24 protein-coding genes and 1 pseudogene are annotated in these 26,026 nt (G+C 65.6%); 14 read left to right on the top strand and 11 right to left on the bottom strand.

Annotated elements, in window-relative coordinates; all coding sequences use genetic code 11:
- Positions 1 to 21 precede the first annotated feature (21 nt).
- The 5 genes from G342_RS0119555 to G342_RS0119535 all read left to right on the top strand — a co-directional run bounded on the left by G342_RS0119555 (position 22) and on the right by G342_RS0119535 (position 5,956).
- Positions 22 to 1,029 carry a sugar-binding transcriptional regulator gene (locus G342_RS0119555; protein WP_018184861.1) on the top strand — a complete coding sequence of 336 codons (1,008 nt, stop codon included), beginning with the start codon at positions 22 to 24 and terminating at the stop codon, positions 1,027 to 1,029.
- Complete coding sequence (deoC, locus tag G342_RS0119550) at positions 1,019 to 2,017, top strand: deoxyribose-phosphate aldolase (RefSeq protein ID WP_018184860.1); 999 nt, start codon at positions 1,019 to 1,021, stop codon at positions 2,015 to 2,017. The genes G342_RS0119555 and deoC overlap by 11 nt, the downstream gene beginning before the upstream one ends.
- A gap of 11 nt (positions 2,018 to 2,028) precedes the next feature.
- A complete protein-coding gene (locus tag G342_RS0119545) occupies positions 2,029 to 4,422 on the top strand; it encodes an aldehyde dehydrogenase family protein (RefSeq protein WP_018184859.1) in 2,394 nt (797 codons plus the stop codon).
- A gap of 141 nt (positions 4,423 to 4,563) precedes the next feature.
- Complete coding sequence (locus G342_RS0119540; RefSeq protein WP_018184858.1) at positions 4,564 to 5,055, top strand: hypothetical protein; 492 nt, start codon at positions 4,564 to 4,566, stop codon at positions 5,053 to 5,055.
- A gap of 19 nt (positions 5,056 to 5,074) precedes the next feature.
- On the top strand, positions 5,075 to 5,956 hold the full coding sequence (locus G342_RS0119535) for an N-acyl homoserine lactonase family protein (RefSeq protein ID WP_018184857.1): 882 nt from the start codon (positions 5,075 to 5,077) through the stop codon (positions 5,954 to 5,956).
- Between the two features lie 2 nt (positions 5,957 to 5,958).
- Here the strand turns inward: G342_RS0119535 and G342_RS24720 are convergent, their stop codons facing one another.
- Positions 5,959 to 6,894, bottom strand: coding sequence for a carbohydrate kinase family protein (locus tag G342_RS24720; RefSeq protein ID WP_018184856.1), 936 nt, complete (start codon positions 6,892 to 6,894; stop codon positions 5,959 to 5,961).
- A 125-nt stretch (positions 6,895 to 7,019) separates the two neighbouring features.
- On the opposite strand from G342_RS24720, the gene G342_RS0119525 reads away from it, so the two are divergent.
- Both G342_RS0119525 and G342_RS0119520 read left to right on the top strand, forming a co-directional pair.
- On the top strand, positions 7,020 to 9,068 hold the full coding sequence (locus G342_RS0119525; protein WP_018184855.1) for a M3 family metallopeptidase: 2,049 nt from the start codon (positions 7,020 to 7,022) through the stop codon (positions 9,066 to 9,068).
- A gap of 140 nt (positions 9,069 to 9,208) precedes the next feature.
- Positions 9,209 to 9,403 (top strand): hypothetical protein, encoded by a 195-nt coding sequence (locus G342_RS0119520; RefSeq protein WP_018184854.1) that lies wholly within the window; start codon positions 9,209 to 9,211, stop codon positions 9,401 to 9,403.
- 80 nt (positions 9,404 to 9,483) lie between these two features.
- Here G342_RS0119520 and G342_RS0119515 read toward each other — a convergent pair whose 3' ends face one another.
- Positions 9,484 to 10,278 carry an SDR family NAD(P)-dependent oxidoreductase gene (locus G342_RS0119515; RefSeq protein WP_018184853.1) on the bottom strand — a complete coding sequence of 265 codons (795 nt, stop codon included), beginning with the start codon at positions 10,276 to 10,278 and terminating at the stop codon, positions 9,484 to 9,486.
- 168 nt (positions 10,279 to 10,446) lie between these two features.
- Positions 10,447 to 11,019, bottom strand: coding sequence for a TetR/AcrR family transcriptional regulator (locus G342_RS0119510; RefSeq protein WP_018184852.1), 573 nt, complete (start codon positions 11,017 to 11,019; stop codon positions 10,447 to 10,449).
- A gap of 91 nt (positions 11,020 to 11,110) precedes the next feature.
- Here G342_RS0119510 and G342_RS0119505 point away from each other — a divergent pair, with 91 nt between their 5' ends.
- The 4 genes from G342_RS0119505 to G342_RS0119490 all read left to right on the top strand — a co-directional run bounded on the left by G342_RS0119505 (position 11,111) and on the right by G342_RS0119490 (position 13,747).
- Positions 11,111 to 12,019 (top strand): SDR family oxidoreductase, encoded by a 909-nt coding sequence (locus G342_RS0119505; RefSeq protein WP_026304630.1) that lies wholly within the window; start codon positions 11,111 to 11,113, stop codon positions 12,017 to 12,019.
- A 138-nt stretch (positions 12,020 to 12,157) separates the two neighbouring features.
- Complete coding sequence (locus G342_RS0119500) at positions 12,158 to 12,658, top strand: DUF2165 family protein (RefSeq protein ID WP_018184850.1); 501 nt, start codon at positions 12,158 to 12,160, stop codon at positions 12,656 to 12,658.
- A 175-nt stretch (positions 12,659 to 12,833) separates the two neighbouring features.
- Positions 12,834 to 13,406 (top strand): TetR/AcrR family transcriptional regulator, encoded by a 573-nt coding sequence (locus G342_RS0119495; protein ID WP_018184849.1) that lies wholly within the window; start codon positions 12,834 to 12,836, stop codon positions 13,404 to 13,406.
- On the top strand, positions 13,403 to 13,747 hold the full coding sequence (locus G342_RS0119490) for a DMT family transporter (protein WP_018184848.1): 345 nt from the start codon (positions 13,403 to 13,405) through the stop codon (positions 13,745 to 13,747). Before G342_RS0119495 ends, G342_RS0119490 begins: the two co-directional genes overlap by 4 nt.
- Before the next feature lie 70 nt (positions 13,748 to 13,817).
- On the opposite strand, the gene G342_RS24715 is transcribed toward G342_RS0119490, so the two are convergent.
- Positions 13,818 to 14,189: a DoxX family protein gene (locus G342_RS24715; protein ID WP_018184847.1), complete on the bottom strand. Its 372-nt coding sequence runs from the start codon at positions 14,187 to 14,189 to the stop codon at positions 13,818 to 13,820.
- Positions 14,190 to 14,852: 663 nt separating this feature from the next.
- Here G342_RS24715 and G342_RS26585 point away from each other — a divergent pair.
- Together G342_RS26585 and G342_RS26505 are read left to right on the top strand one after the other, a co-directional pair.
- Positions 14,853 to 17,684 (top strand): autotransporter outer membrane beta-barrel domain-containing protein, encoded by a 2,832-nt coding sequence (locus G342_RS26585; RefSeq protein WP_198010837.1) that lies wholly within the window; start codon positions 14,853 to 14,855, stop codon positions 17,682 to 17,684.
- Between the two features lie 145 nt (positions 17,685 to 17,829).
- Positions 17,830 to 18,015: pseudogene (locus G342_RS26505) on the top strand (transposase); the annotation flags it as partial.
- Between the two features lie 129 nt (positions 18,016 to 18,144).
- On the opposite strand, the gene G342_RS0119470 reads toward G342_RS26505, so the two are convergent.
- The 5 genes from G342_RS0119470 to G342_RS0119450 all read right to left on the bottom strand — a co-directional run bounded on the left by G342_RS0119470 (position 18,145) and on the right by G342_RS0119450 (position 22,824).
- Positions 18,145 to 18,774 carry an LbetaH domain-containing protein gene (locus G342_RS0119470; protein WP_018184845.1) on the bottom strand — a complete coding sequence of 210 codons (630 nt, stop codon included), beginning with the start codon at positions 18,772 to 18,774 and terminating at the stop codon, positions 18,145 to 18,147.
- 113 nt (positions 18,775 to 18,887) lie between these two features.
- On the bottom strand, positions 18,888 to 19,955 hold the full coding sequence (locus G342_RS0119465; protein WP_018184844.1) for an ABC transporter ATP-binding protein: 1,068 nt from the start codon (positions 19,953 to 19,955) through the stop codon (positions 18,888 to 18,890).
- Positions 19,956 to 19,974: 19 nt separating this feature from the next.
- The gene (locus tag G342_RS0119460) at positions 19,975 to 20,829 is read right to left on the bottom strand and encodes an ABC transporter permease (protein WP_018184843.1); all 855 of its coding nucleotides are present in this window, start codon (positions 20,827 to 20,829) and stop codon (positions 19,975 to 19,977) included.
- Positions 20,826 to 21,701 carry an ABC transporter permease gene (locus G342_RS0119455; protein WP_026304628.1) on the bottom strand — a complete coding sequence of 292 codons (876 nt, stop codon included), beginning with the start codon at positions 21,699 to 21,701 and terminating at the stop codon, positions 20,826 to 20,828. The genes G342_RS0119460 and G342_RS0119455 overlap by 4 nt, the downstream gene beginning before the upstream one ends.
- On the bottom strand, positions 21,688 to 22,824 hold the full coding sequence (locus G342_RS0119450) for an extracellular solute-binding protein (protein WP_026304627.1): 1,137 nt from the start codon (positions 22,822 to 22,824) through the stop codon (positions 21,688 to 21,690). Before G342_RS0119450 ends, G342_RS0119455 begins: the two co-directional genes overlap by 14 nt.
- 310 nt (positions 22,825 to 23,134) lie before the next feature.
- Here G342_RS0119450 and G342_RS0119445 point away from each other — a divergent pair, with 310 nt between their 5' ends.
- Positions 23,135 to 23,836: a GntR family transcriptional regulator gene (locus G342_RS0119445; protein ID WP_018184840.1), complete on the top strand. Its 702-nt coding sequence runs from the start codon at positions 23,135 to 23,137 to the stop codon at positions 23,834 to 23,836.
- Positions 23,837 to 24,581: 745 nt separating this feature from the next.
- Here the strand turns inward: G342_RS0119445 and G342_RS0119440 are convergent.
- Both G342_RS0119440 and G342_RS0119435 read right to left on the bottom strand, forming a co-directional pair.
- Entirely contained in the window at positions 24,582 to 25,577 is a 996-nt protein-coding gene (locus G342_RS0119440) for a cation diffusion facilitator family transporter (protein ID WP_026304626.1), read from the bottom strand.
- Positions 25,578 to 25,777: 200 nt separating this feature from the next.
- On the bottom strand, positions 25,778 to 25,987 hold the full coding sequence (locus G342_RS0119435) for a heavy-metal-associated domain-containing protein (protein WP_018184838.1): 210 nt from the start codon (positions 25,985 to 25,987) through the stop codon (positions 25,778 to 25,780).
- Positions 25,988 to 26,026: the final 39 nt, after the last annotated feature.

The following is a 26,026-nucleotide window of genomic DNA, read 5'->3' as shown; positions in this document are numbered from 1 at the left end:
GATCCTCACATATGTGAAATCATGCCAATCGCCGCCAATCCAGTCCGCCCGGCCAGCGACGAGCAACGCGAGCACCTGATGGTGCAGGTCGCGAAGCTCTACTACGACCTGGAACGGACCCAGAGCGAGATCGCCTCGGAGGTCGGCCTGACGCGCTGGCAGGTCGCGAGGCTGTTGCGCGACGCTCGCGACAGCGGGATCGTCCGCATTGCCATCGTTCCCCGCGCCCAGCGCCTGCCCTCCCTCGAAGCCCAGCTCCAGAAGTCCTATGGCCTGCGCGAGGCCATCGTCGTGCCGGCGCTCGGCGACGGCGCGCTGGCGCAGGACGCCGTCGCCCAGGCAGCCGGGCAATATCTCGCCTCGCTCAGCCCCCGGCCCGGCCTGATCGGCGTATCCTGGGGCCGAACCATGGCGGCCGTCGCGCATTGGCTGCCGCCGGGCTGGAACGACGGCGTGCGGATCGTCCTGATGAACGGCGCGACCAATTCACGATCGGCGCGGCTCGCGACCAACACCGTCGCCGAGCGCTTCGCCGAGAGCGGCAACGGCACGGCGACGCTCTTGCCGGTGCCGGCGATCGTCGGCCGCGCCGAGACGCGCAGCGTGCTCGAGGCTGACCCGGTCATCGCAGATGTGCTGGCGCTCGCGGAGGAAGCGCCCGTCGCCTGCTTCGGGCTCGGCGGCATGGCCGGCTCCGTCCACATCGAATCCGGCTATCTGACCGACCGCGACGTCGACGGCCTCGCCGAGAAGCACGCCGTCGGCGACCTGCTCGGCCGCTTCATCAACGCCGACGGCGCCATCGCCGATCCGGCACTCGACGCCCGCACGATCGGCCTCGCGCCCGAGAAGCTGCGCGACAAGACCCATGCAATCGGCGTCGCTGCCGGCAAGTCCAAGCACGCCGTCGTCCTCGCCGCCCTGAACGCCCGCTATGTCAACGTCCTCGTCACCGACGAGGCGACCGCACTTCATGCCCTTTCCGAACACGCCCTTTCCGAAGCCCGGGAGAAAACCCATGCCGGCTGACGGCTCCACGGAGCGCAAGGCTCCGAAGCTCTCCAATGCCCTCACGCGCAATGACGGCACGCCGCTCAGGACCGATTGGTTCGAGGGCGCGCAGGTCAATACCTCCGCCGCCGAGCGTCGCGCCGCGACGCTTCCGACAAGGCGGACGGTGAAGAAGGAATACCAGGCAGCCTGGCTGGTGAAGGCCGTGACGCTGATGGACCTGACGACGCTGGCCGGCGACGATACGCCGGGCCGCGTGCACCGGCTCTGCATGAAGGCGCGCCGGCCGTTCCGCGAGGATCTGGTCGAGGCGCTCGGCCTTTCGGACAACCCGCCTGTTGTCGGCGCCGTCTGCGTCTACCCGACCATGGTCGCCCCGGCGGTCAAGGCGCTCGAAGGCTCCGGCATTCCCGTCGCCTCGGTCGCCACCGGCTTCCCGGCAGGCCTGACGCCGCTGAAGCAGCGGCTGGAGGAGATCCACTACGCCGTCGGCGAGGGCGCGCACGAGATCGACATCGTCATCACCCGCGCCCATGTGCTGAATGCCGACTGGCAGGCTCTCTATGACGAGGTCGCCGCCATGCGGGAAGCCTGCGGCGAGGCGCATCTGAAGGCGATCCTCGCCACCGGCGACCTGAAGACGCTGCGCAATGTCTACAAGGCCTCGATGGTCGCCATGCAGGCCGGCGCCGACTTCATCAAGACCTCGACCGGCAAGGAAGACGTCAACGCGACGCTGCCGGTCAGCCTCGTGATGTGCCGCGCCATCCGCGACTACGAGGCGGCGACCGGCTTCAAGATCGGTTTCAAGCCGGCCGGCGGCCTCAGGACCGCCAAGGATGCGATGTCGTGGCTGATCCTCATGAAGGAAGAGCTCGGCAACCGCTGGCTTGAGCCCGACCTGTTCCGCATCGGCGCCAGTTCCCTGCTCGCCGACATCGAACGGCAGATCGAGCACTTCGTCACCGGCCGCTATTCGTCCACCATCCGTCACGCCCTCGCCTGAGGAGATCGATCATGGCACTCGTCAAGGACATTCTCGTCAGCATGGATTACGGCCCCGCCCCCGAAGTGAACGAGCACGTCGTCGGCTGGCTGGACCAGCACAAGAACGGCTTCGACCATTTCATCGACGGCAAGTTCGTCGCGCCCTCGGAAGGCCAGCGCTTCGCCGTGTTCAACCCGGCCTATGAGACCGAGCTCGCGCAGGTCGCCCAGGGCAGCGCCGCCGACGTCGACAAGGCCGTCAAGGCGGCGCGCAAGGCGTTCAAGTCGTGGTCGGCCCTCTCCGGCCATGACCGCGCCGTCTACCTCTACGCCATCGCCCGCCACATCCAGAAGCGCGAGCGCTTCCTCTCCGTGCTGGAGACGATGGACAATGGCAAGCCGATCCGCGAGACGCGCGACATCGACATTCCCCTCGTCGCCAGGCACTTCTACCATCACGCCGGCTGGGCCGAACTGATCGAGAGCGAGTTCCCCGGCGAAGGCCCCGTCGGCGTCTGCGGCCAGATCATCCCGTGGAACTTCCCGCTGCTGATGCTCGCCTGGAAGATCGCCCCGGCGCTCGCCGCCGGCAACACGGTCGTGCTGAAGCCGGCTGAGTACACGCCGCTCACCGCCCTCGCCTTCGCGGAGATCTGCCGCGAGGTCGGCCTGCCGGCCGGCGTCGTCAACATCGTCACCGGCGACGGCATCACCGGCAACGCCATCGTCGAGCATGCTGATGTCGACAAGATCGCCTTCACCGGCTCGACCGAGGTCGGCCGCATCATCCGCGAGAAGACGGCCGGCACGGGCAAGAAGCTGTCGCTCGAGCTCGGCGGCAAGTCGCCCTTCATCGTCTTCGAGGACGCCGACATCGACGGCGCGGTCGAGGGCGTGGTTGATGCGATCTGGTTCAACCAGGGCCAGGTCTGCTGCGCCGGCTCCCGGCTGCTCGTGCAGGAGGGCGTCGCCGAACAGGTCTACGCCAAGCTCCGCGCCCGGATGGCCAACCTTCGCGTCGGCGATCCGCTCGACAAATCGGTCGACATGGGCGCCATCGTCGACCCGGTCCAGCTGAAGCGCATCCGCGAGCTTGTGGCCAAGGGCGAGGCGGAGGGCGCGACGCTCTTCCAGGTTAACGAGGGGTTACCAAAGAAGGGCTGTTTCTTCCCGCCGTCGCTGTTCACCAATGTCGCCCCGGCCTCCACCATCGCCGAGGTCGAGATCTTCGGACCGGTGCTCGCCGGCATGACCTTCCGCACGCCGGACGAGGCGGTGGCGCTCGCCAACAACAGCCGCTACGGCCTCGCGGCCTCGGTCTGGTCGGAGAACATCAACCTGTCGCTCGACGTCGCCGCCAAGCTGAAGGCCGGCGTGGTGTGGATCAACGGCACCAACATGTTCGACGCTGCCGCCGGCTTCGGCGGCTATCGTGAAAGTGGCTTTGGCCGCGAGGGCGGGCGCGAGGGCATGGCCGAATATCTGAAGCCGGTCTCCGACAAGCCGTTGAAGGCAGACGAGAAAGTCGCCGCCAAGCTGTCGGCGCTGCCGGTCGCCGACGAGGAAATCTCGGGCCTGCCGTCGATCGACCGGACGGCAAAACTCTATGTCGGCGGCAAGCAGGCGCGGCCGGATTCCGGCTATTCCTATTCGGTGCTCGACCCGAAGGGCCGTCCCGTCGGCCAGGCCGGGCTCGGCAACCGCAAGGACATCCGCAACGCCGTCGAGGCGGCCGGCAAGGCCGGAAGCTGGGGCGGCGCGACGGCGCATAACCGCGCGCAAGTGCTTTATTACGTTGCGGAAAATCTCTCCTCCCGCGCCAAGGAGTTCGAGGCGCGGATCGTCGCGATGACCGGCGTATCGGCCAAGGCGGCGGCGGAAGAGGTGGCGGTTTCGATCCGGCGGACCTTCTGGTACGCGGCGCAGGCCGACAAGTACGACGGCGCCGTGCATGCGACCAAGTCGCGCCACGTCACCCTCGCCATGAACGAACCCTTTGGAACCATGGGCATTCTCTGCCCGGACGAGGCGCCGCTGTTGGGTTTCGTGTCGCTGGTGATGCCGGCGATATCAATGGGCAACCGGGTCGTCGTCGTCCCCTCCTCCAGCCATCCGCTGGTGGTGACGGATTTCTATCAAGTCCTTGATACGTCGGATGTTCCGGCCGGCGTGGTCAACATCGTCACCGGCGAACGCGACGTGCTGGCCAAGACTCTGGCCGAGCACGACGACGTCGCGGCGCTCTGGTATTTCGGCTCGAAGGCCGGCAGCGCCATGGTGGAGAAGGCCTCGTCCGGCAATCTGAAGCCGGTCTGGGCCAACCAGGGCATCCCGCGCCGCTGGCCCGAACCCTCGGCGCAGGGCCGCGAATTCCTGCGCCGCGCCACCCAGGTCAAGAACATCTGGGTCCCCTACGGCGAATGATACCCGCTGCGTCCGCTCACCGCTTTCCATAAAGGAAGCGGTGGAGCGGCGCGGATCTCCGCTTGAGCCTGCCCCTGCGTTCGGGTGAAGCTACGCTGCCGACGCCGAGTAGACGCGGGCGCTGGCCCCAGGGGAAAGGGCATGCGCTCCGTCGCCACTCCGCACCAACCGCAATGCGATGCGCCCGCAGGGCCGGACGACGCCACGCGCGCCTATATCGAGGCGGCGGGTCCCTGCTTCGAGGATCTGCGCGCCGTCACGGCGCAACTCGCCGGCCTGCTTCTGCTTTCCGCCAGCGGCGCGCGCTCGGCCGGCCCCCATCATCCAATGCTCGCCGTCGCGGCGGACCTGCTCGATAGCGCCCGCGACGCCACGCTGCGCCTCGCGCCGCACTCATCCCGGACACGCCATCATCACGAGCATCTCCTGGCCGCGGCCGCGCGGCTGACGGACGCGCTGGCGAGGATCCGCGCCGCGCCCCTCGGTCGCGATGGCGTCACAGATCCAACACGGCTGGTCGCCGCCGCCTGGGCAGAACTCGGCGCCGCGTCCCGCGCGCTCCCCGGCTTCGATCGGATCGATCTCACCGGAGCCTGCTGCGCGCTGCATACACCACGCCTCGTCACAACCTGAAGCGCGGCCGGGAGGGCCCATGTCCATCTATTCGATCTGGGTGCTGGAATACGCCTACATCCCCGAAATGCCGCTGAGCGCGCTGGTCTATGGCGAGCACAACAAGGGAACCTGCAAGCTTCCCTATGCCTACACGCTGCTGAAGAGCGACGAGCACACCATCCTGATCGATTGCGGCCATGACGACGCCGCCCATGGCAAGTTTCTCGCCGATCGCTCCGGCGTCGTGAATTTCGCCGCGCCACGCGACGTGCTGGCCGAAATCGGGATGACGCCTGGGGACATCGACCACGTCATCATCACCCACGCCCATTTCGACCACATGGGTGGCCTCGCGCTGTTCCTCAATGCGAAATTCTACATCCAGGAGGCCGAGCTTTCGCGCTGGATCTGGGCGATGTCGCTCGACCGGCGCTTCCGCTGGCTGATGCGTACGACCGACCCGGCCGACATCATCCGCTGCGTCGAGCTGGCGCGCGACGGCCGTCTCGTCGCCGTGAATGGCGACATGGAGGATGTGTTTCCCGGCATTGACCTGCGCCTCGCCGCCGATACGCATACGCCCGGTTCGCAATTCGTCGTCATCCGCAATGACGGCCAGCGCACAAGCGAAGACAGCTTCGTCATCACCGGCGACCTCGTCTACCGGATGGAAAATCTCAATGGAGGCGAGCCGGCGGATCCGTTCTACCGGCCGGTCGGCATGGGCATCGGCAGCCAGACCAACATGGTGTTCGCGCTGGATGCCATCGTGAAGGCGGCCGGCGACGATCCTGGCCGGGTTGTGCCGCCTCATGAAGCGCGCCTGCCGGAGATGTTTCCGTCAAGGCTCACCGAGCGCGGCCTCAGCGTCATCGAGGTCGCGCTCGCCGACGGCGCGACGAGCCGCGTGCGAGGCTGAGACTAGAGATCGCCCCAGGCAAGCGGCAGCGGCAGGCTCTCGGTCGGACGCCCGCCAAGCACCGTGGTCGCCGCCGCCCCCGCCGCGACGCCGCGGTTGAGGCAGATGTCGAGCGGCTTGCCGGCCAGCCGCGCGGCCAGGAAGCCGGCGAGAAAGGCATCGCCGGCGCCGGTCGTGTCGACGACCTTCACCTGCGGAGCCGGTGCCTTCAGCCGGATCGACTGGTTGGCCGCCTCTGCGCCAGCCGCGCCGCGCTTGATGACCGCGAGGTCGTAGCGCGCGGTCAGGAAACGGATCTGCTCGGCCTCGTTGCGCGTGCCGGTCAGGCAGGCGGCCTCCTCGGCATTCGGGAAGATGATCGACGCATCGCTGGTCCAGCCGAGGAAATTCGACGGGCCGACCTCCTCCAGGAACCCGACCGAAGCGGGATCGACCGTCACCGTGATGCCGCGCGCCCGCGCCACCGCCATCAGCGACATCACCGCGGCGCGCGGGCCCGGCGTGAACAGCGCATAGCCGGAGACATGCACGAGATCGAGCTGGTTCAGCATAGAGAACGGCAGATCATGGTCGCAGAGGCCGTCATTGGCGCCGCGATCGGTCAGGAAGCTGCGCTCGCCGCCCTCGGAGAGCAGGACGATCAGCATGCCGGTCGCGCGCGTATCGTCGGCGGCAAGAACCGGCACGACGCCGGCGTCGCGCAAGGCCTGCTCCTGCTCGCCGAGATCGCGGCGTCCGACGCGACCGGCGAAGGCCACGGGAATGCCGAGATGCGCCAGCCAGGCCGCCTGGTTGCAGCCGGAACCGCCCGGATAGAGGCCGATCTTGGCGCGCCGGTCGGAGCCGACCACCAGCGGGCCGTCCGGCCGCACGATGACATCGGTCATCACGTCGCCAATGACGAGCATGCGGGGACGGGGCGGGAGGGAGGCGGACATGGCGAAACTCGAATCGGACAGGGGTTGGTCTCTCTCCTATAGAGAGGAATGCGGCCGGCATTAAGCTTGAACCGCGTCGCCAAACCCTCCATGTCTGGCGTCAGCTCATTCTCACAGAGGCCCGCATGACTGCCGACAATCCGCTTCTCGCGCCCTGGAACACCCCTTTCGCCGTCCCGCCCTTCGCATCGATCGAACCCGCGCATTACAGCCCCGCCTTCGAGGCGGCGATCTCCGCGCACAATGCCGAGATCGCTGAAATCGCCGACAATCCAGAAGCGCCCAGCTTCGACAACACGATCGCCGCCATGGAGCGGGCCGGTCGTCTGCTCGACCGCGTCGCCAGCGTCTTCTTCAACCTGACCGGCGCCCATACCAATGACGAGCTGGAGACGATCGAGCTCGATCTCGCCCCGGTGCTGGCCCGCCACAGCAATGCGATCTACCAGAACGCCAAGCTGTTCGAGCGCATCGACACGCTGGTCAAGGTGGGCGATTCCGGCCTCGACGCCGAACAGGCCCGGGTGCTCGATCGCTATCACACCGCCTTCGTCCGCGCCGGCGCCGGCCTGTCGCCGGAAGCGAAGACCCGGATCGGCGCCATTGCCGAGCGGCTCGCGACACTCGGCACCAATTTCGGCCAGAACGTGCTCGCCGACGAGAAGAGCTGGAGCCTGACGCTGGAAGGCGAGGACGATCTCGCCGGCCTGCCGGACTTCTTGCGCGACGCGGCGGCCCAGGCGGCCAGGGATCGTGGTCTCGACGGCAAGCACGTGATCACGCTGTCGCGTTCGTCGATCGAGCCGTTCCTGCAGTTCTCGGCCCGGCGCGACCTGCGCGAGAAGGCGTTCGCCGCCTGGATCGCGCGCGGCGAGGCCGGCAAGACCGACAACCGCGCCATCATTGCCGAGACCGTGGCGTTGCGCGCCGAACGGGCGAAGTTGCTCGGCTTCGAGACTTTCGCGCATTATCGCCTCGACGATTCGATGGCGAAGACGCCCGAGGCGGCGATGGAGCTGCTGCGTTCCGTCTGGACGCCGGCTCGCGCCCAGGCGCTGGCCGAGCGCGACGCGTTGCAGGAACTAGCTCGCAGCGAGGGCGGCAATTTCGACATTGCCGCCTGGGACTGGCGCTTCTATTCCGAGAAGCGCCGCAAGGCCGAGTTCGATCTCGATGAAAGCCAGCTGAAGCCGTATCTGCAGCTCGACAAGATCATCGAGGCCGCCTTCGACACGGCAACAAGGCTGTTCGGCGTCACCTTCGTCGAGCGCTTTGACGTACCGGTCTACCATCCGGATGTCCGCGTCTTCGAAGTGAAGGACCGGGAAGGCAAACCGGTCGGCCTGTTCCTCGGCGATTATTTCGCCCGGTCCTCGAAGCGCTCCGGCGCGTGGATGAGCGAATATCGCGGCCAGGAGCGGCTCAATGGCGATATCCGCCCCGTCATCGTCAATGTGATGAACTTCGCCAAGGCGGCCGACGGCCAGCCGACGCTGCTCTCTTATGACGACGCGCGGACGCTGTTCCACGAGTTCGGCCACGGCCTGCACGGCCTGCTGTCCGACGTCACCTACCCGCTGCTCGCCGGCACCAATGTGGCGCGCGACTTCGTCGAGTTCCCGTCGCAGCTCTACGAGCACTGGTTCGAGCAAACGGACGTGCTGGAACGCTTCGCGCTGCACTACAAGACCGGCGAACCGATGCCGAAGGCGCTGCTCGACCGGCTGATGGCGAGCCGGACCTTCAACCAAGGCTTCGCCACCGTAGAATATGTCTCGTCGGCGCTCGTGGACCTTGAATTCCACCTGCTGACCTCGACCGAGGGCCTCGACGCCAACGCCTTCGAGACGAAGATCCTCGGCGAGATCGGCATGCCGGAAGCGATGGTGATGCGGCACCGGCCGCCGCACTTCCAGCATGTCTTCGCGGGCGACGGCTATTCCTCGGCCTATTATTCCTATCTCTGGTCTGAAGTGCTCGACGCCGACGGCTTCGGCGCCTTCGAGGAGGCGGGCGACATCTTCGCGCCCGCCGTCGCCGCCAAGCTGCGGGATTTCGTCTATGCCGCCGGCAACCGCCGCAAGCCGGACGAGGCCTATCGCGCCTTCCGCGGCCGCGACCCGGAACCCTCCGCGCTTTTGAAGAAGCGCGGCCTGCTCGAAGCGGCGGAGTAATCCGCCGCCGGACCTTTCGGCCCCTCCCGCTTGCGGGAGCGGGCAATCTGCCGTTTCATTGGACCGTACACGCGCGCGGCGCTGGCCTTGACCGGAATTATCGCTATTGTCCGCGGCCAAACATCAAAAGGATCAGCGCCATGGCCGTTTCCAAGACCGACCTTTCCCAAATCGAGCTGAAGACGCTCGCCCGCGTCTCGCGTCCCGGCCCCTATGTCGGCCTCAACGGCAAGGCCGTGCAGAAGCTGATCGAGCTCGGCCTCGTCAAGACGCGCGTCGCCGGCTATGTGCTGACGGATGAGGGCATGAGCCTGCTGCGCGCCGACGCCGAATAGGCGACGGACCCACCCGGCGGAAGCAAAAAAGGCCCCGGCGATCTTCGCCGGGGCCTTTTCCTTGGCTGAATGGTCCAGCTTCAATCCGGAAGGACGACGCCGATCTTGGCCAGCAGACCGCCATCGACCTTGTATTCGCCGCCCGTGCAGAAGGCGGCGCGCGGGCCGGCGAGGAAGGCGATCATCGCCCCGACATCCTCGATCCGGCCGACGCGGCCAATCGGATGCGCCGCGCCCCAGGAGGCGATCACTTCGTCCTCGGTCTTGCCGTCGAGATTCTCGCTCGCCGCGAAACGCAGCATCGGCGTATCGATCGAGCCGGGGCAGACGGCATTGACGCGGATGCCGTCCTTGGCATGGTCGAGCGCCATGGCGCGGGTCAGCGCCAGCAGGCCGCCCTTCGAGGCGACATAGGCGGCGACATTGGTCTGGCAGGCGATGCCCTGCACCGACGCGATGTTGACGATCGCGCCACCGCCGTTCTTCCGCATCACCGGAATGGCGTGGTGGGCGGTCAGATAGGTGCCCTTCAGATTGACAGCGAGCACGCGATCCCAATCGGCCTCCGACATCGTCTCGACCGTGCCGTAGGGCTGGATCGCGGCGCTGTTGACGATGATGTCGATGCGGCCGAACTTCGCCACCGTCTCCGCCACCAGCGCGGAAACCGACGCGTCGCTCGAGACGTCGCCGACGACGCCATGCGCGGTCGTGCCCGACGCCGCCAGCGTCGCGACAGCCTTGTCCAGCGCGCCCCTGTCGAGGCCGAACAGCACGATCGTCGCGCCGTCCGCCGCCAGCGCCTGCGCGCCGCCGAAGCCGATGCCCGTCGCCCCGCCGGTGACGATCGCCACCTTGCCCGCCAATTCCGCCATTCGTCTCGCTCCCTGTACTCGTCTATCGGCGGGCGGGCGGCCGAATTCAGGTCGCCTGCCCCCACCGTTCCCATTCGCCGACGACGACCGGAATCGCGGCAGCGCTTCGCGGTCGCCACCCTGCCATCGCCGCGCTCGACGCGCCACGATTTCGCGCAGGACTTTCGGTCAGGCAGAGGGCTCCTTCGCCAGCAGAACCGCCACCAGGCCAACCAGGCCATGCCGGACGTGATCCGCCACCGCGCCCTGTGGATCAAAGCTCCACCAGACCAGCGAACCTTGCCAATGCGAGGCCAGCAGCAGGCCGATGTCCTTCGGCGCGTGCGGCGTATCGGCGAAGCAGGCGTCGAGCGCCTCGGCAATCGCTAGCTTCCAGCGCGCCCCACGGGCCCGCAGCAGCGGATCGCGCAGATCCTCCCGCAGCACCAGCAGCCCCTCGGCATAGGCTTCGATGTCGCCATAGTCGGACAGTCCGACCAGCAGGGCGATCGCCCCGGCCGGCGATTTCGGCACGGCGGCGGCGAGGCCGGCCGTTCTCGCGTCGAGACCGTCCCATGCCTGCAGCAGCGCCGCCTGCTTCAGCGCCGCCTTGCTGCCGAAGCGCTGGACCAGCGTCGAGCCGGAGAGCCCGCAGGCACGGGACAGGTTCTCGAAGGTCAGCGCCTCGGGACCGCGCTCGTGGATCAGCGCCAGCGCGGCTTCAAGTACCGCCTCGTCCGGAAGGGTCTTGCGACGGGCCATCTTGACTCTCTTTTATAAACGAATGATCATTTATAAATTACTGAACTCAGATTTGCCAGACCGAATGGGCTGGCAAGACCGGGAGAATGCCATGACGCTGCACGGAAAAGTGGCTCTTGTCGCCGGGGCGACGCGGGGCGCCGGACGCGGCATCGCGGCGGAACTCGGCGCGGCGGGCGCCACCGTCTATGTCACCGGCCGGTCGACGCGGGAGCGGCCCTCCGAATACCAGCGCCCCGAGACGATCGAGGAAACGGCGGAGCTGGTGACATCACTCGGCGGCGCGGGCATCGCCGTACCGACGGACCATCTCGTTCCGGACGAGGTCCGCGCCCTGGTCGAACGGATTCGCCGCGACGCAGGGCGGCTCGACATCCTGGTCAACGACATCTGGGGCGGCGAGAAGCTGTTCGAATGGAACAAGCCGGTCTGGGAGCACGATCTCGCCAACGGCCTGCGCCTGCTTCGCCTCGGCATCGACACCCATCTGATCACCGCGCATTTCGCCCTGCCGCTGCTGATCGAGAATCCCGGCGGACTGTTGGTCGAGGTGACGGACGGCACGGCGGACTACAACGCCACGCATTATCGCCTGTCGCCCTTCTACGATCTTGCCAAGACCGCCGTGAACCGCATGGCCTGGGCGCATGCCAAGGATCTCGCCCCGCACCAAGCGACGGCCCTATCGCTGACACCCGGCTGGCTGCGCTCGGAGATGATGCTGGAACATTTCGGCGTGCGCGAGGACAATTGGCGCGAGGCCATCGCGAATGTGCCGCATTTCGTCATCTCGGAAACGCCGCGCTTCGTCGGCCGCGCTGTCGCCGCCCTCGCCGCCGATCCCGACCGTGCCCGCTGGAACGGCCAGTCGCTCTCCAGCGGCGGTTTGGCGGAGGTCTATGGCTTCACCGACCTCGACGGCTCCCAGCCGGATGCCTACCGCTACCTGGTCGAGGTCGAGGAAACGGGCAAGCCCGCCGATGCGACCGGATACCGGTAGCGCTTCCCCAAGCGCCGAGGCAACGCCTGCGCCGAACGACGACGTCATGGCCTAACAAGGCTTGACGGAACGGCATTTACTTGTCCGTAGAAGATTTCGTGCTTTTCTGGTGGCTGGCTATCAAGAGGATTATTCCCGATGCAAATCACCCGCCTCAGCAAAACAGCGCTCGTCGCTTCCATCGCCTTCTTTGCCACCTTGGTGGCATTCGGCAACATCACGGACTACGGCTCCAATTTCGAGTTCGTGCAGCACGTGCTGTTGATGGACACCATCTTCCCGAACGCGACGATCCATTACCGCGCAATCAGCAACCCGACGCTGCACCACGTCTTCTATATCGCGATCATCGCAGCCGAGACACTGACCGCCATCCTGTGCTGGATCGGCACTTTCGCCATGCTCGGCCGCCTCGGCGCCGATGCCCGCGCCTTCAACCGCTCGAAGAAGTGGGCGATCGGCGGCTTGGCCTTCGGTTTCCTCGTCTGGCAGGTGGCATTCCTGTCGGTCGGCGGCGAGTGGTTCGGCATGTGGATGTCGCAGACCTGGAACGGCATCGAATCGGCGTTCCGCTTCTTCATCACCATCATCGCCGTGCTGATCTTCGTCTCGATGCCGGACACGGAACTGAACGACTAGCCCATGCGGGCCGCCTGGCGCCTTCCAGCGCCGTGACCGACAGACCCCGGCCAGCTCACCCTGGCCGGGGTCTTTTTTTTCGCTCGCGCAGCGCCGACCGTCTTGCCACGGCGGCCGGCAAACAATCAGAACCAGACGACTTCCAAAGATACCGACCATTTGGTATCTTTACGAAATGACCAATGCCTACGCCCGCAAGAAGCAGCCCGAACAGGTACGCCGGACCCTCCTGGACTGCGCGGCCGGTCTCGCCGTCGAGATGGGCCTGTCCGCCTTGACGATCCAGGCCGTCGCCGATGCGGCCAATGTCACGAAGGGTGGATTGTTCCACCACTTTCCGAGCAAGGAGATCCTGATCGAAGGGGTCTTCGTCGACCTTCTCGACGCGCTCGACAGCGAGATCGACGCGCTGCTCGCCGACGATTCCGTCGCGCATGGCCGCTTCACCCGGGCCTATGTCGAATCGGCGCTCCGGCTGATCGGCTCGAAAACCCCGAGCCCCTGGGGCGCGCTGTCGATTTCAATGATGACGGACGCCAATCTCCGCAAGCTCTGGTCGGAATGGTTGCGCAATCGCCTGCTGCGGCATGCCGACACCGATTCGGATCCGGCGCTGGAGATTGTCCGCTATGCGGCCGACGGTGTCTGGCTGGCCGACCTGACCGAAGTCGACGCGACGCTGCGCATGGACCGCCACGCGCTGCGCCAAACCCTGATCGACATGACCGTGAAGAGTGACAGGCCATGAACCCGGCCCTTGCAACCTACGCCTCCCTCGGCATCGCCATCGGGCTCGAGGTCGTTGGCACCACGCTGCTGCAGCAATCGCAGCAGTTCACCCGACCGCTGCCGACGATCGGCATGGCGCTTTGCTACGCGGCGGCCTTCTATTGCCTGACCATCGCGCTGCGCACCATGCCAGTTGGCATCGCCTATGCGATCTGGAGCGGCCTCGGCATCGTGCTGATCTCGGCGATCGGATATTTCCTGTTTCGCCAGACGCTGGACACGGCCGCCCTGATCGGCCTCGGCTTCATCATCACCGGCGTCATCATCGTCAACGTCTTCTCCAGCTCCGTTTCCCACTGAGCTGGAGACGCCGACATTCAGGGCATGGATGCGGTCGGCAAGCGCCGCGGCGAACGCAGGAGCGCGCGTCTCAGAGGGAAAGCCCGATCACCATCAGGCAGTAGCCGGCCAGTGCGCAGTTCACGAGGGTGAAATAGAGGTGCGGCTTGCGCGCCTCGCCCTGGAACAGCAGGAAATTATGGAAGAGCGTCGTGGCGCCGATCAGGAAGAGGATCAGCAGGGCCGCGCCCCAGGCCGGCCAGATGCCGAGCGCGACGGAGAGGCCGCCGACCAGCTGCGAGACGAAGCCGAAGGCGGCTACCGACACCGGCAGCTTGAAGCCGTAATTGGTCTCGGATGCGCTCGCCTTGGCGAAATTCATAAAGTTGCGAATGCCGGCGATGACAAAAAACAGGCCGAGAATGACGCGGCCAACCAGGATCAGTGTCGCTGCAAGTGTCATGATTCCCCCACTCCGCCTTGAATGGGCGGATGTCGCGCCCAATAGGACAGAAGCCTGAAGGCGGCCGCAAGCGTCTGAACGCTCCATCCCGCAGGAAATCCGCCGAAATCGCCCGGTGAAGTGCGATCCCGGGTCGCGGGCCCCGGGCGACGCTCAGGGCCGGACCGACCGGCGCGGCACCGCCGGACCCACAAAGTCGGCTGACCAGGCGCGATTTGGGCTCCTGCCCGCGCCGCGGAGTGGCAAGGAACAAGGGTGCCAGCGTGGGCGCCCTTCTGCATCGGCGGGAACTCCCACGCCGTCTGGGCCAGTTTGGCGATCTCCTGCTGGGCGAACTGGAACCGCCAGACCTCTTCTTCCCTTCACCACCGCAACGCTAGAATGTTGCTTGCGCAACGTCACGTTGTGGGCGAGGGTGACCTATCGATTCCGAAGGGACTTAATCCAATGTGCGAGCCCCGTTGCCCCTCGGTTGCATCCGGACAGCCCCCTCCTTCGATGGATGTGTTCTGGCACACGCCCAGACCGAGCTCGTCGGATTGGGCGCGGACGAAGTGCTTTCGGGATGATCGTAACGAACCGATACGGCGGCGATTGACTGCCTTGTTGGGCGGAGCTGCTCTTGTCGGACTGGTTGCGATCGCAGGTTCCAGCGGATCGGCCATGGCACAGTCGGCGACAGGCGGACAAGGCGGTGGCTCGGACAGCCTTACCGGCGGCATGGGCGGCACGGCGGGTCAATCTGGTAGCTCAAGTTCGGCAGGCAATCCGGGCGGGATCGCCGGCACGAATACGTCTCCGCCCCAAGACATCACCACTCCCGTGGCGAGCGGCGGTGGTGGTGCAGGTTATACCTCTGGTGGTGGTGGCGGTGGCGGTGGCGGTGGTGGCGGCGGGAGCGCCCAGATTTGGGGTGCCGATGAAGTCCGGGTGGGTGCCACTGTGGTCGGTGGTCACGGCGGCGACGGCGGCGGCGGCCTCGGCTTTAGCGGCGGCGGCGGTGGCGGCGGTGGCGATGCCCTCCAGATTACCGGCGCAAGCGAGATCCACGTGAATGCCGCTGTGACCGGCGGCCAAGGCGGAGATGGTGGCCGTTACGCAGGCGGCGGCGGCGGCGGCGGCGGCGCCGGTCTTCGGATTTCCGGAGCCGCCCTCGTGATCGTGAATGAGAATGGCAGCATCACCGGTGGAGCTGGTGGAGCCGGTGACGGTATCAGCAGCGGGAAAGGCGGCGGTGGCGGTGGCGGGTTGATCCTTCTCGACGGGGGCAACATCACGGTGAATGCTGGCACCATCAGCGGTGGCGCGGGCAGCGACGATGGCAGTGGCGGCGCCGGCTTAGCGAGCGGAAGTCACACAATCCTCACCATCGACGCCGCGGGCCTCGTCGCGGGCGGCGCGGCCTCCGGACTTGGCAGCGGCGGAGCGGCGATCCTGCTGTCGGGCGGCGGAACGATAACCAATTCCGGCGTTATTCAAGGAGGGGACGGTGGCAACAGCGCCAGCGGCGGCTGGCCAGGTGCAGCGGGCGGATTCGGCAGCGGCGGTGCGGCTGGGAGCAACGGCGCCGCGACGAGAGGCCGGGGCGGCAGTGGCGTCATAGGCGCCGATCTCGCCATCATCAACTCTGGCACGATTGCTGGTACAAATACCTTCTTTGGCGGTCAAGCTAACGCAATCACATTCACCGGTGGCGAAAACCGCCTGGAATTGCAGGCCGGGTCCAGCATCACCGGCAATGTCGTCGCGGTCGCGAACGGCACCGATGTGCTGGCGCTGAGCGGGACGGTGGATTCGAGCTTTGACGTCGCGACCCTTGGCACCCAGTACCAGAATTTCGCTTCTCTCGAGAAGACCGGCTCCGGCATCTGGACCGTCAGCGGCATAAGCAGCTTCAACGGCTCCACCCAGGTCAAGTCTGGCACACTCGATATGGCGGCCGGCAGCTCGATTGCCTCGTCCTCGCTAACGATCGCCACCGGCGCAACGCTTTCTGGCCAGGGTACGGTCGGAACAACGACGGTCTCCGGCACGATTGCACCGAGGAGCTCCACCGGAACGCTCCAGGTGGCGGGCAACATTTCGTTCAATGCGGGTTCGACCTTCATCGTCGCGGCCGATGCCGATGGCCAGGCCGGCAAGATTGCCGCGACCGGAACGGCGACCATCAATGGCGGCACCGTTCAGGTGTTGGCAGGCGCCGGCAACTATGCCCCGCTCACAACCTACACCATCCTTACCGCGACAGGCGGCCTCGCCAACGGCGACGCCTTTACCGGGGTCACCTCGAACCTGGCTTTCCTCAATCCGCTGCTGAGCTACGATCAGACCAGTGCCTATCTCAGTCTGCTCCGCAACGACATCAGCTTCTCCAGTGTAGGCGTCACCCGCAACCAGATCGCCACCGGAAGCGGTGTTGACAGCCTCGGCTTCGGCAATCCCGTCTACAACGCCATTCTCAACCTTTCCGACGCCCAGGCGCGCGCCGCCTTCGACGGCCTGTCCGGCGAGATCCATGCTTCGGCCATGACGGCGCTGATCGAGGACAGCCACTTCCTGCGGGATGCGGTCTACGACCGTATCCGCGCCGCCTTCGACGGCGTCGGAGCTTCGCCCGCGCCGGTCATGGCCTATGCGGAAGGCGGGCCGGTGCTCAAGCCTTCAACAACGGACGCATTCTCGGTTTGGGGTCAGGGCTTTGGCGCCTGGGGGCACACGGATGGCGACGGCAATGCCGCGCGTCTCGATCGTTCGACCGGCGGCTTCCTGGTGGGCGCTGACACGGCCGCCTTCGACAACTGGCGACTTGGCGCGATCGCCGGCTACAGCCGCACCAGCTTCGACGCCGACGATCGCAACGCCTCGGGTTCGAGCGACAACTACAGTCTCGGAGTCTATGCGGGCACGCAGTGGGGCGCGCTCGGATTCCGTTCCGGCCTTGCCTATACATGGCACGACCTCGACACCAGCCGCTCGGTCGCCTTCCCCGGTTTCGCCGACCCGCTCAAGGCCGACTACGATGCGGGCACGGTGCAGGCCTTTGGTGAGCTCGGCTACCGGATCGACACCGCGCAGGCGTCGTATGAGCCATTCGCCAATCTCGCCTATGTGAACCTGAACACCGACGGATTCACCGAGCTGGGCGGTGCCGCGGGGCTGTCGGCGGAGGACCAGTCCTCCAGCACCACGTTTACTTCGCTTGGACTGCGGGCATCGACTGTTTTCACGCTCGGAACAATGAACGCTACCGTGCGTGGTGCACTCGGCTGGCAACACGCGTTCGGCGACACGGTGCCGCTGTCGACTTTGGCCTTCGCCGGGTCCGACGCTTTCACCATAGCCGGCGTGCCGATCGCCAAAGACAGCGCCCTGATCGAAGCCGGCCTCGATCTCGCCCTTTCGTCATCGGCGACGCTGGGCCTGTTCTATAGCGGCCAGGTGGCATCCGAGGCGCAGCAACATGGCTTCAAGGCCAATCTCGGGATCACGTTCTGATCTGAGGCGGCCAGCGAGACGGCTCGGAAGGTGCTGCATGCGGCTACCGAAAGGTCTGCGCCGCGTTCGATATACCACCCAGCGGCACGAGCTCCCAGAAAACCATCAAGCAGACCGCCCACTCGAAGGATTGGAAGGAGGCGCTATCGGACAAGTTCGTCACGGCAGCGCCACAACCACGCACGCCGTCAGGGCAGCAATACAGCGATCGCAAGCTTCACTCGCGCAGCCGAGCCGGAAGCATGGCATCAATCCGAAGACGGTTTCGAAATGGCGGAAGCGGGCGAAGGTTGAGGATCTGAAGATCGGACCGAGGGAACCGCGGTCCAGCGGCGGCCAGACCCACCATTCCGCTTTCCGAGCGTGTCCACCTGGATCCGCTGGCAGCGTCAGCCACGAAGTGCCGTCTATTCGTCCTCGGACTCATGCGATCTGCAAGGTGCAGGCCCCCGATACGATGTCAGCTTGTCGCTACGGAATGGTATTTGTCGAGAAACGTCTCAACCGGCATGGCTCGGAAGTCTGGCAGCACCTCACGCAGCTTGTCGTGGCTCCAGTCCCACCAGCAAAGCGCCAGCAATCGATCGATCACATCCGGTTCGAATCGATATCGGATCAGCGTCGCGCTGACGCCGCCCACGATCGCGAACGGGGCAACGTCCTTGGTGACGACCGCGCCCGCCGCGACGATCGCCCCCGCGCCGACCGCCACGTCCGGCTTGATGATCGCACCATGCCCGATCCAGCAGTCCGGCCCCAGCACCGTGCGGCGGGCGGCGCGGGCGGCGAAGAAATCGGCATCGTCCGCGACGTCCTCCCAATAGCTGGCGGAGCGGTAGAGGAAATGGTGCTGGGCCGCATGGGTGAACGGGTGGTCCGTCGGGCCGATCCGCGTCATGGCGGCGATGTTGGCGAATTTCCCGACGGTGGTGTTGGCGATGTCGGCGTACTGGTCGCAATAGGCGTAGGCGCCGAAATCCGAGTTGAGGATGCGCGAGCCCTGTCCGATCTCGCAATAGGCGCCATAGGTCGAATTGTGCGAGATCGCGCCCGGATGCAGTGTCGGCTCGGTGGCGGAAAGAAGAGGCATTGCGGAAAGTCCGATCGGTATGGGCCGCGAAAGGGGCGATGCCCTGGGAGGGGTCGACATTCAGATGGTCGGGGGCGGATCGCCGGCAAGCCGGCGACGCAAAGGTCTTGTCGTCAGGCAGCGGCGGCGGGCCGCACGTCGCAGGGCTGCGGCATGAAGCAGAGCTTCCCGTCGCGGTAGACCGAGAACTTGCGCGCGCTGAGCGTGGCGCGCATGCCGGCGGACCAGCCTGTCCCGGGCGGCGCCATGATCTTGAGCCTCTGCCGGCACCGGGTGCGGACCTCGATCGACAGATGCGTGCCGAAATCGGTGACGCGCATCACGTCGGCGCCGCCATCGTCGCCTCGCTTTTCGAGAGCGATGTCCTCCGGCCGTAGCGCCAGCGTCGCCGGGCCGTCGGCGAGCGCGACCGGCAGGTCGATCCCGGCGACGGACATCACATTCGAGCGAATTGCGCCCTGCAGCAAGTTCATCTGGCCGACGAAGCCGGCGACGAATTCGGTCTGCGGCTGGCGGTAGAGCCTGTCGGGCCGGCTCAGCTGCTCCAGTCTGCCGTCGCGCATCACGGCGATCCGGTCGGCGATGGCGAGCGCCTCGTCCTGCCCGTGCGTGACGAAGATCATGGTGATCCCGACCCGACGCTGGATTTCGCGCACTTCCTCGCGCAGCCGCTCCCGCAGATGCTGGTCAAGGCTGGCGAACGGCTCATCCAGCAGCAGAATTTTCGGTTCCAGAACCAACGAGCGCGCCAGCGCCACGCGCTGCTGCTGCCCGCCCGACAGCTGGCTCGTCTTCCTTTCGCCGTAACCTTCCAGGCCCACCGTCGCGAGGGACCCGTTCACCCGCCTGCGGATCTCGTCCTTCGGGAGACGACGCAGCTTCAGGCCGAAGGCGACGTTGGCGAAGACGTTCATATGTGTCCACAGCGCATGGCTCTGAAACACCATTCCGGTCGGCCGCCGCTCCGGCGGCACGCGCGTCACGTCCTGTCCGTCGATCAGGATCGCCCCCGCGGTCGGTTCCTCGAAGCCGCCGATCATCCGCAGCACCGTCGATTTGCCGGAACCCGACGGTCCGAGCAGGCAGACGAGTTCGCCATCGCCGATCGTCAGGGACAGGTCGTCCACCGCGCAAGTGTTGCCGAAGAGCCGGCTCAGATTCTTGATTTCCAGTGTGGCCATTTAACAGGCTCCTCGAATTTTAGGCTCCGAGCGCGCGGCCGAGCGCCTGCGCGCCCAGGAAGCGGCGGACCAGCATGAGCAGGACGAAGGACGGCACCCACAGTAGTAGCGACAGCACCGCGCCGTACTGGACCACCAGCTCGGAGTTGATGAAGCGGACCATCAGCAGCGGCACGGTGCGCACTTCGGGCGCGCCGATCAGCCAGGCAACCTCGGTCTCGTAGAAGGTGTTGACGAAGGTGAGCAGCACGGCCGCCGAGATGGCGGGAAGCACCTGGGGCAGCGTGATCGACCAGAACACGCGCAGCGGCGAAGCCCCGGCGTCACGCGCGGCCTCCTCCTGCCGCCGGTCGACGTTCTGGAACGCGGAGACGGGGATCCACACCATGAACATCAGCGTCGAGACGAGCTGGATCAGCACCACGCCCCAGAAATTGCCGATCAGGCCAAGACCCAGGAAGATCGTGGCGATGGTGATGTAGAGGCCGAACTTTGGAAAGGCGTAGACGGTCAGGAACGACATGAAGAAGAGGTTGCGACCGGGAAAGTCCATGCGCGCGAAAGCGTAGGAGGCGGGCAGGCAGATCAGCGCCGACAGAGCCGTCACGATCGCCGCCAAAGACAGCGAGGTCGTCATCGCCAGGTGCACGTCGCCGCGCGAGAGCACATCGCCCCAGAAGCGGAAGCCGAACTTCTGCGGAATGACCGCGGGGTAGCGCCATATCTCGGTGAAGGCCCAGATCGCGACGTTGACGAGCGGCGTGAGGATGAAGAGCGAAAGCAGGGCGGCAATGGTGATCCCGGCCCCGTTGGCGCGGAGGCGGGAGAGGCCGAGGCTGGCCGGGCCCGCCCTGCGAAGTGCGGGCATGCTCATGACGATTGCTCCCGGCGGGTGCGCGCGATCGAGCGCACGTAGAAATAGGCGAAGGCCGCGCAGATCAGGAAGGTGACGACGGCCTGCGTGCGGGCCTGCAGCGGATCGTCGACATCGATGATCGTGCGGCGCATGAACGGTCCCATCATCTCCGGAACCGCCGGGCCCAGCAGGTAGGGCAGCGTGAACGCGGAGAAGAGGCCGAGAATGACGAAGGACGCGGCGACGAGCAGCGTACTGCGGATGCGCGGCAGGATGATGTACCGGAGCAACTGGACGCGGTTGGCGCCGACATCGCGCGCGGCGTCGATCGAGGCGCGCGACACGTTGCCGAGACCGGCCAGCACGATCAGCAAAGTCAGGGGGAGATTGTCCCAGACGAGCCCGATGATCGGACCCCAGATCGTCAGATAGGGAGACGCCAGTTTCGGCAGGCCGACGGCGCTGAGCAGGATGTCGACGGTTCCGTTCGGCCCGAGCGTGCGGATCAGCGCGTAGGCGAGCAGGATCGAAGGCACGAACAGCGGGAACAGCGCCAGCGCCTGGATGTATCCGGTCAGCCTGGACGTGGAAAAGCGCAGGTAGAGGGCGATGGGCAGGCTGATCGCGAGCAGCAGCGCGGTGCAGATCGCGGCCACCTGGACGGTCATCCAGAGATTGCGCAGGCTGAAGCTGTCGGAAAAGAAGAAGCGATAGGCATCGAGGCTCAGCGTGACGCCGGACGGCGTCTCGACGGTGAGCGTGTCGAACACCGACAGCGCCACCGGCCAGACGATCAGCGACAGCACCAGGAATACGGGCACGGCGACGAGGAGGAGGCCGATCGGCCTCCTCCCCTTCGTGTCCTGTCTTGTTGCCTCAGCGCGTGACATGGGGCGCGACTGTGCGGAACCAGCCGTCGCTGATCGCCGAAACCCAGGGGCCGCCCGGGAAGGTCGGGATCGAGGCAGGCTGCATCGCGGCGTATTTCGCGGCGAGATCCTGCGGCAGGTGTTCCCACGAGATCGCCGGGAAAGCGCCGATCTCGGTGACGACCTTGGTCTGGACTTCCGGCGACAGAACGATGTCGGCGAGCTTCATCGTCGCCTCGAGGTTGCCGGCATTGGTCGGAACGGTCATGTCGGCGAAGCCGCCGGCGAAGGCGAGATCGGTCAGCTGCGTGAAGCCGGTGGTCTCGGGCAGGACGCCCTTGTTGACGGCGTCCAGCGCCATGTCGGACCAGACCGGCACCATCGTGACCACGCCCTGCGCGAGCAGCTGGATCGACTGCATGTTGTCGCCGGAGTAGGAGCCGGGGCCATAGGTATAGGGCGCGATCTCCTTCAGGAGTTCGAAGCCCTTGGCGAGCCGTTCGTCGCTCTCGCCGGCGACATAGTTGTCGATGCGGAAGAGCGACGGATCGCGGCCGTTGGCCTCGTGGATCGCGCGGCGGACGAAATTGCCGCCCGAACCGCCCGTGTCGGGACGGTTGTGGGTGAACTGGCCCGGATTGGCCTTCATCCATGCGACTAGCTCGGCCCAGGTCTTCGGCGCGTCTTCCGGCTTCAGCTTGGTGGTGTCGTAGGCGAGGACGACCTGCGTGCCGCGATACGGCAGGCCATAGTCGGTTTCGAGCGTGACCGGGTTGAGCTTGCCGTAATTGGCGAGGCCGGCCTTGGTGAAGTCGACCCAGAGGCCCTTCTCGATGGCGCCCTTCGGCAGGTTCGGATCGTTCTCGTCGAAGATGTCGACCTGGGGATCGACGTCGCTGCCGAGCGCGGCAAGGGCGCGGTCGACGATCGGCGCGATGTTGTTGCGCGCGCTGACCACGTTGAGCGTGTATTGCGGATTGGCCTTCTCATAGGCCGGCTTGATGATGTTGTTCCAGAAATTGATGATGTTGGAATCACCGGTGATGTAGACGTCGATCCGGTTGACGTCGGCCATGGCGGCGGCCGGCATGGCCAGCAGCGCCGCCGCGGCGATGGTGGAGCGGAAGAGATTTCTGCGGTTCATGTTCATCTCCGGTTTGGGGGCGGCAGCCGTCGCTCACCGGCCGCGATTTGCCGGTTTCGATCCGTTGCCTGAATTTGTGATGCGGGTTTCGCGGGGCGGCGGGTGGCCCCGGCGAATGCGTGATTGCTACAGAATGTTCAATCGGTATGCCGTTGTTGTCGACGCTGTGCGGACCGCGATCCGTTTTTCCGTTGCCCCTTCTGGATAGGGCCGGATTGTGTAAGGCGCATGACAGCTGTAGGTACAGCTGTCGAGTGTTGCGCTCCGCGGCCCTAGTCCTCGAGCGCGTCAGCAACGGACAGGGACACGCATGAAGTCGCAATGGGAGGCGCTCTACGTCGAGCTCAGGGACGGCATTCGCAGCCGCCGATACGCGCCGGGACAACGGCTGCCGACGGAGCATGAGCTTTCGGCCAGCAACGGCGTCAGCCGCAACACGGTACGGCGCGCCTATCTGGCCCTGTCGCAGGACGGCCTCATCCGCATCGTCAATGGACGCGGCAGCTATGTCATGGAGAACGGCATCGTCTACGAGATCGATGCCGTGTCGCGGTTCCGCGACGTGCTCGACCGCCTCGGCGTGGACAGCTCATCGCGCGTGATCGAGAGCCTCGTCGAGGCCGCCGTCGCGGAGGTCGCAGAAAAGCTGGAATTGCCGGAAGGCACCCTCGTGCTTCGGCATACGACCGTGATCCTCGGAGGCGAGGTGCCCTTCATCCTCACCACGCGCTATTTTCCATTCGATCTCATTCCCGACTTCGAAAACCGTCTGTCGCGCAAAGGGGCCTTCACCCCCCTGCTGCGTGAAGAGGGGTTGGGTGATCTCCATCGCGTCTCGACCACGGTCGGCGCGCGCATGCCCAGGGATGACGAGGCCGCCTTGCTCGCGTGTCCTCACAACGCACCGTTGCTCGACGTTTCCGCGCTGGGGCGTCTATCCGGCGGCAGAGCCGTTGAATGGCAGCAGGCCGTGATGAACAGCCAGCTGATCCGGCTGTCATTTTCAGCCTGACCGTAGCTGATCCCAGCTTCGGCAGAAAACGGATGCTCCGAAATCCGGACGAGAGCCACCTAGACAGCAGGAGGCCGCGATAGACTGGTCAGCCAGAATGCGCCGCTCGTGCGCCGCAGGATAGGCATCGTGATACTTCGACTTCAGATCTCCCAATGTCTGAGCCAGAAGCCGTCAAAAATCCGACTCCGAACGCTGTTTCGGGCTGGCAATCTTGGCTGTCAAATCAGTGCGGCAGCCCGAGAGACAGGTCGCGCGGGCGATCGTAGTACTTGAATTCGGTGACCTTAACGCATTGGTTCCAGCGACACTGAAGGCGAACTCGCGAACCGTATCCAGGTCCACAGCAAGATCGAGCGCTGGCACCAGCCCCCTTAAGAAACGCTCCCCTTTTGAAATCTACTTCCTGGCCAGCGACCTTGAGGGCCAGACCGAGGCCCTCGTCACGCACAACCGCCGGCGCTAGCACGAGAGTCTACGTTCTTCCCCTGAACGTCCGTCGCACGATAAAGTCCCCGCCAGCAGTCCTACGACGGCTCCAGCGAGGACCTCACTGACATAGTTGCGGTCCGACATGGAAGCGGGGCGATCCGATAGTCATCGCCGCGCGGATGGTGGTTCATAAGCGATCGTGACAGCTCCCGTGTCTCGGAATATCAGACGCGAGCCTCGGACCGTCTTGGGTCAACAGTCGCAATATCTCGCTCAGATTTGCACCTTTTCTGAATTTCCGAATCGCAGTCAGTCAATGCGAGTGACCTGCGTGGGATGCTGTTGCATTGCCAGGCTCCTCCAGGCTGCAACGGGCGTCGCCTTCCCAGTCGATGCCGATCGTCGGGTGCTCGATGCCGAACGTCGTTTTCAGTTCGTGCTCGACCGGCTTGATGACATGGCGCACATCGGCCCCGTCCATCGGACGCACCTGCAGCGTTGCTAGCACGCGGCCGGAAGTCAGCGACCAGACGTGGACGTGGCTGACGCTCCGGACGCCCGGAACGGCCTTCCGAAGATATTCGGAGATCTCGGAACTACCGGCCTTGGCGGGAGCGCCTTCCAGCAGGATGTGCAGCGCGTTCTTGAGAAGGCTCCAGGCGCTGCGCAGGATCAGCAGCGACACGAACACCGAGAGGATTGGATCGATCGGGGTCCAGCCCGTGTACCAGATCCCGACCGCGGCGACGATCGCGCCGACCGAGCCGAGCAGATCGCCCATCACATGCAGCACCGCTCCCTTGACGTTCACATGTTCGGAATCGCCGCGGGTCAGGAACCAGAGGACGAAGAGGTTCACGAGCATGCCGATGAGGGCGACCACGAACATCGATCCGGCCAGGACCGGTTGCGGATCGCGGAACCGTCCGACCGCTTCGTAGAAGATCCACCCGACGATGCCGAACAGGGTGAGCGCGTTGACGAGCCCCGCGATCACTTCGAAACGGGCATAGCCAAAGCTGCGTCGCTCGTCCGCAGCCCACCTTCCAATGCGGAAGGCGACATAGGCGAGGCCGAGCGCAATCGCGTCGGTCAGCATGTGCCCAGCATCGGCAAGCAGGGCGAGCGAGCCGGAGACATATCCGCCGACGGCTTCGACGAACATGAACGAGAAGATGATCAGGAAGGAAATGAGGATCTTGCGCTCATTGTCCTTGGTGACCACCGGAACGTGGGAGTGGTCATGATCGTGCCCCTCGGCGTGATCGTGACCATGATGGTCGCTGTGGGAGTGCGGGCGGGTCGCCATGGTGGATCCAATCGTTTGTTTCTAACAATTGAATATCTGTTCATATGTTTATTTGTCAATTCATCATGACGACCCGAATGGCCGGCATAAACAAACAGGGCAGCCGGAGGGGGCTGCCCTGTTTGCCTGGATCGCCAGCGGCACCGTCGCTGCCACCGCCTGCATCACCGCGCAGCTTGCGTTGGCAGGAACGAAATGCCTCAGGCGGCAGCCGTCTTGTCCTCGACCGGATAGCCGGCTTCGGACAGAACCGCGCGGAGCGCCGCTTCGTTCGCCGAAGTCTGGACGCGGACTTCACGCGTCGGCGGATCGGTCTCGATCCTTGCGTCGGCATCGACGCTCTGCAGCGCCCGGGTGACCGATTTGGCGCAACCGCCGCAGGTCATGTTGGGAACCGTGAAGAAAAACATGGAGGCCTCCTTCTGTTTGCCTCCAAGACAGATGGGGTT

The sequence above is a fragment of the Kaistia granuli DSM 23481 genome, assembly GCF_000380505.1.
In the GTDB taxonomy this organism is placed as follows: domain Bacteria; phylum Pseudomonadota; class Alphaproteobacteria; order Rhizobiales; family Kaistiaceae; genus Kaistia; species Kaistia granuli.
Note: the sequence above shows the minus strand (reverse complement) of the source record. Positions and strands in the feature narration are given on the sequence as shown.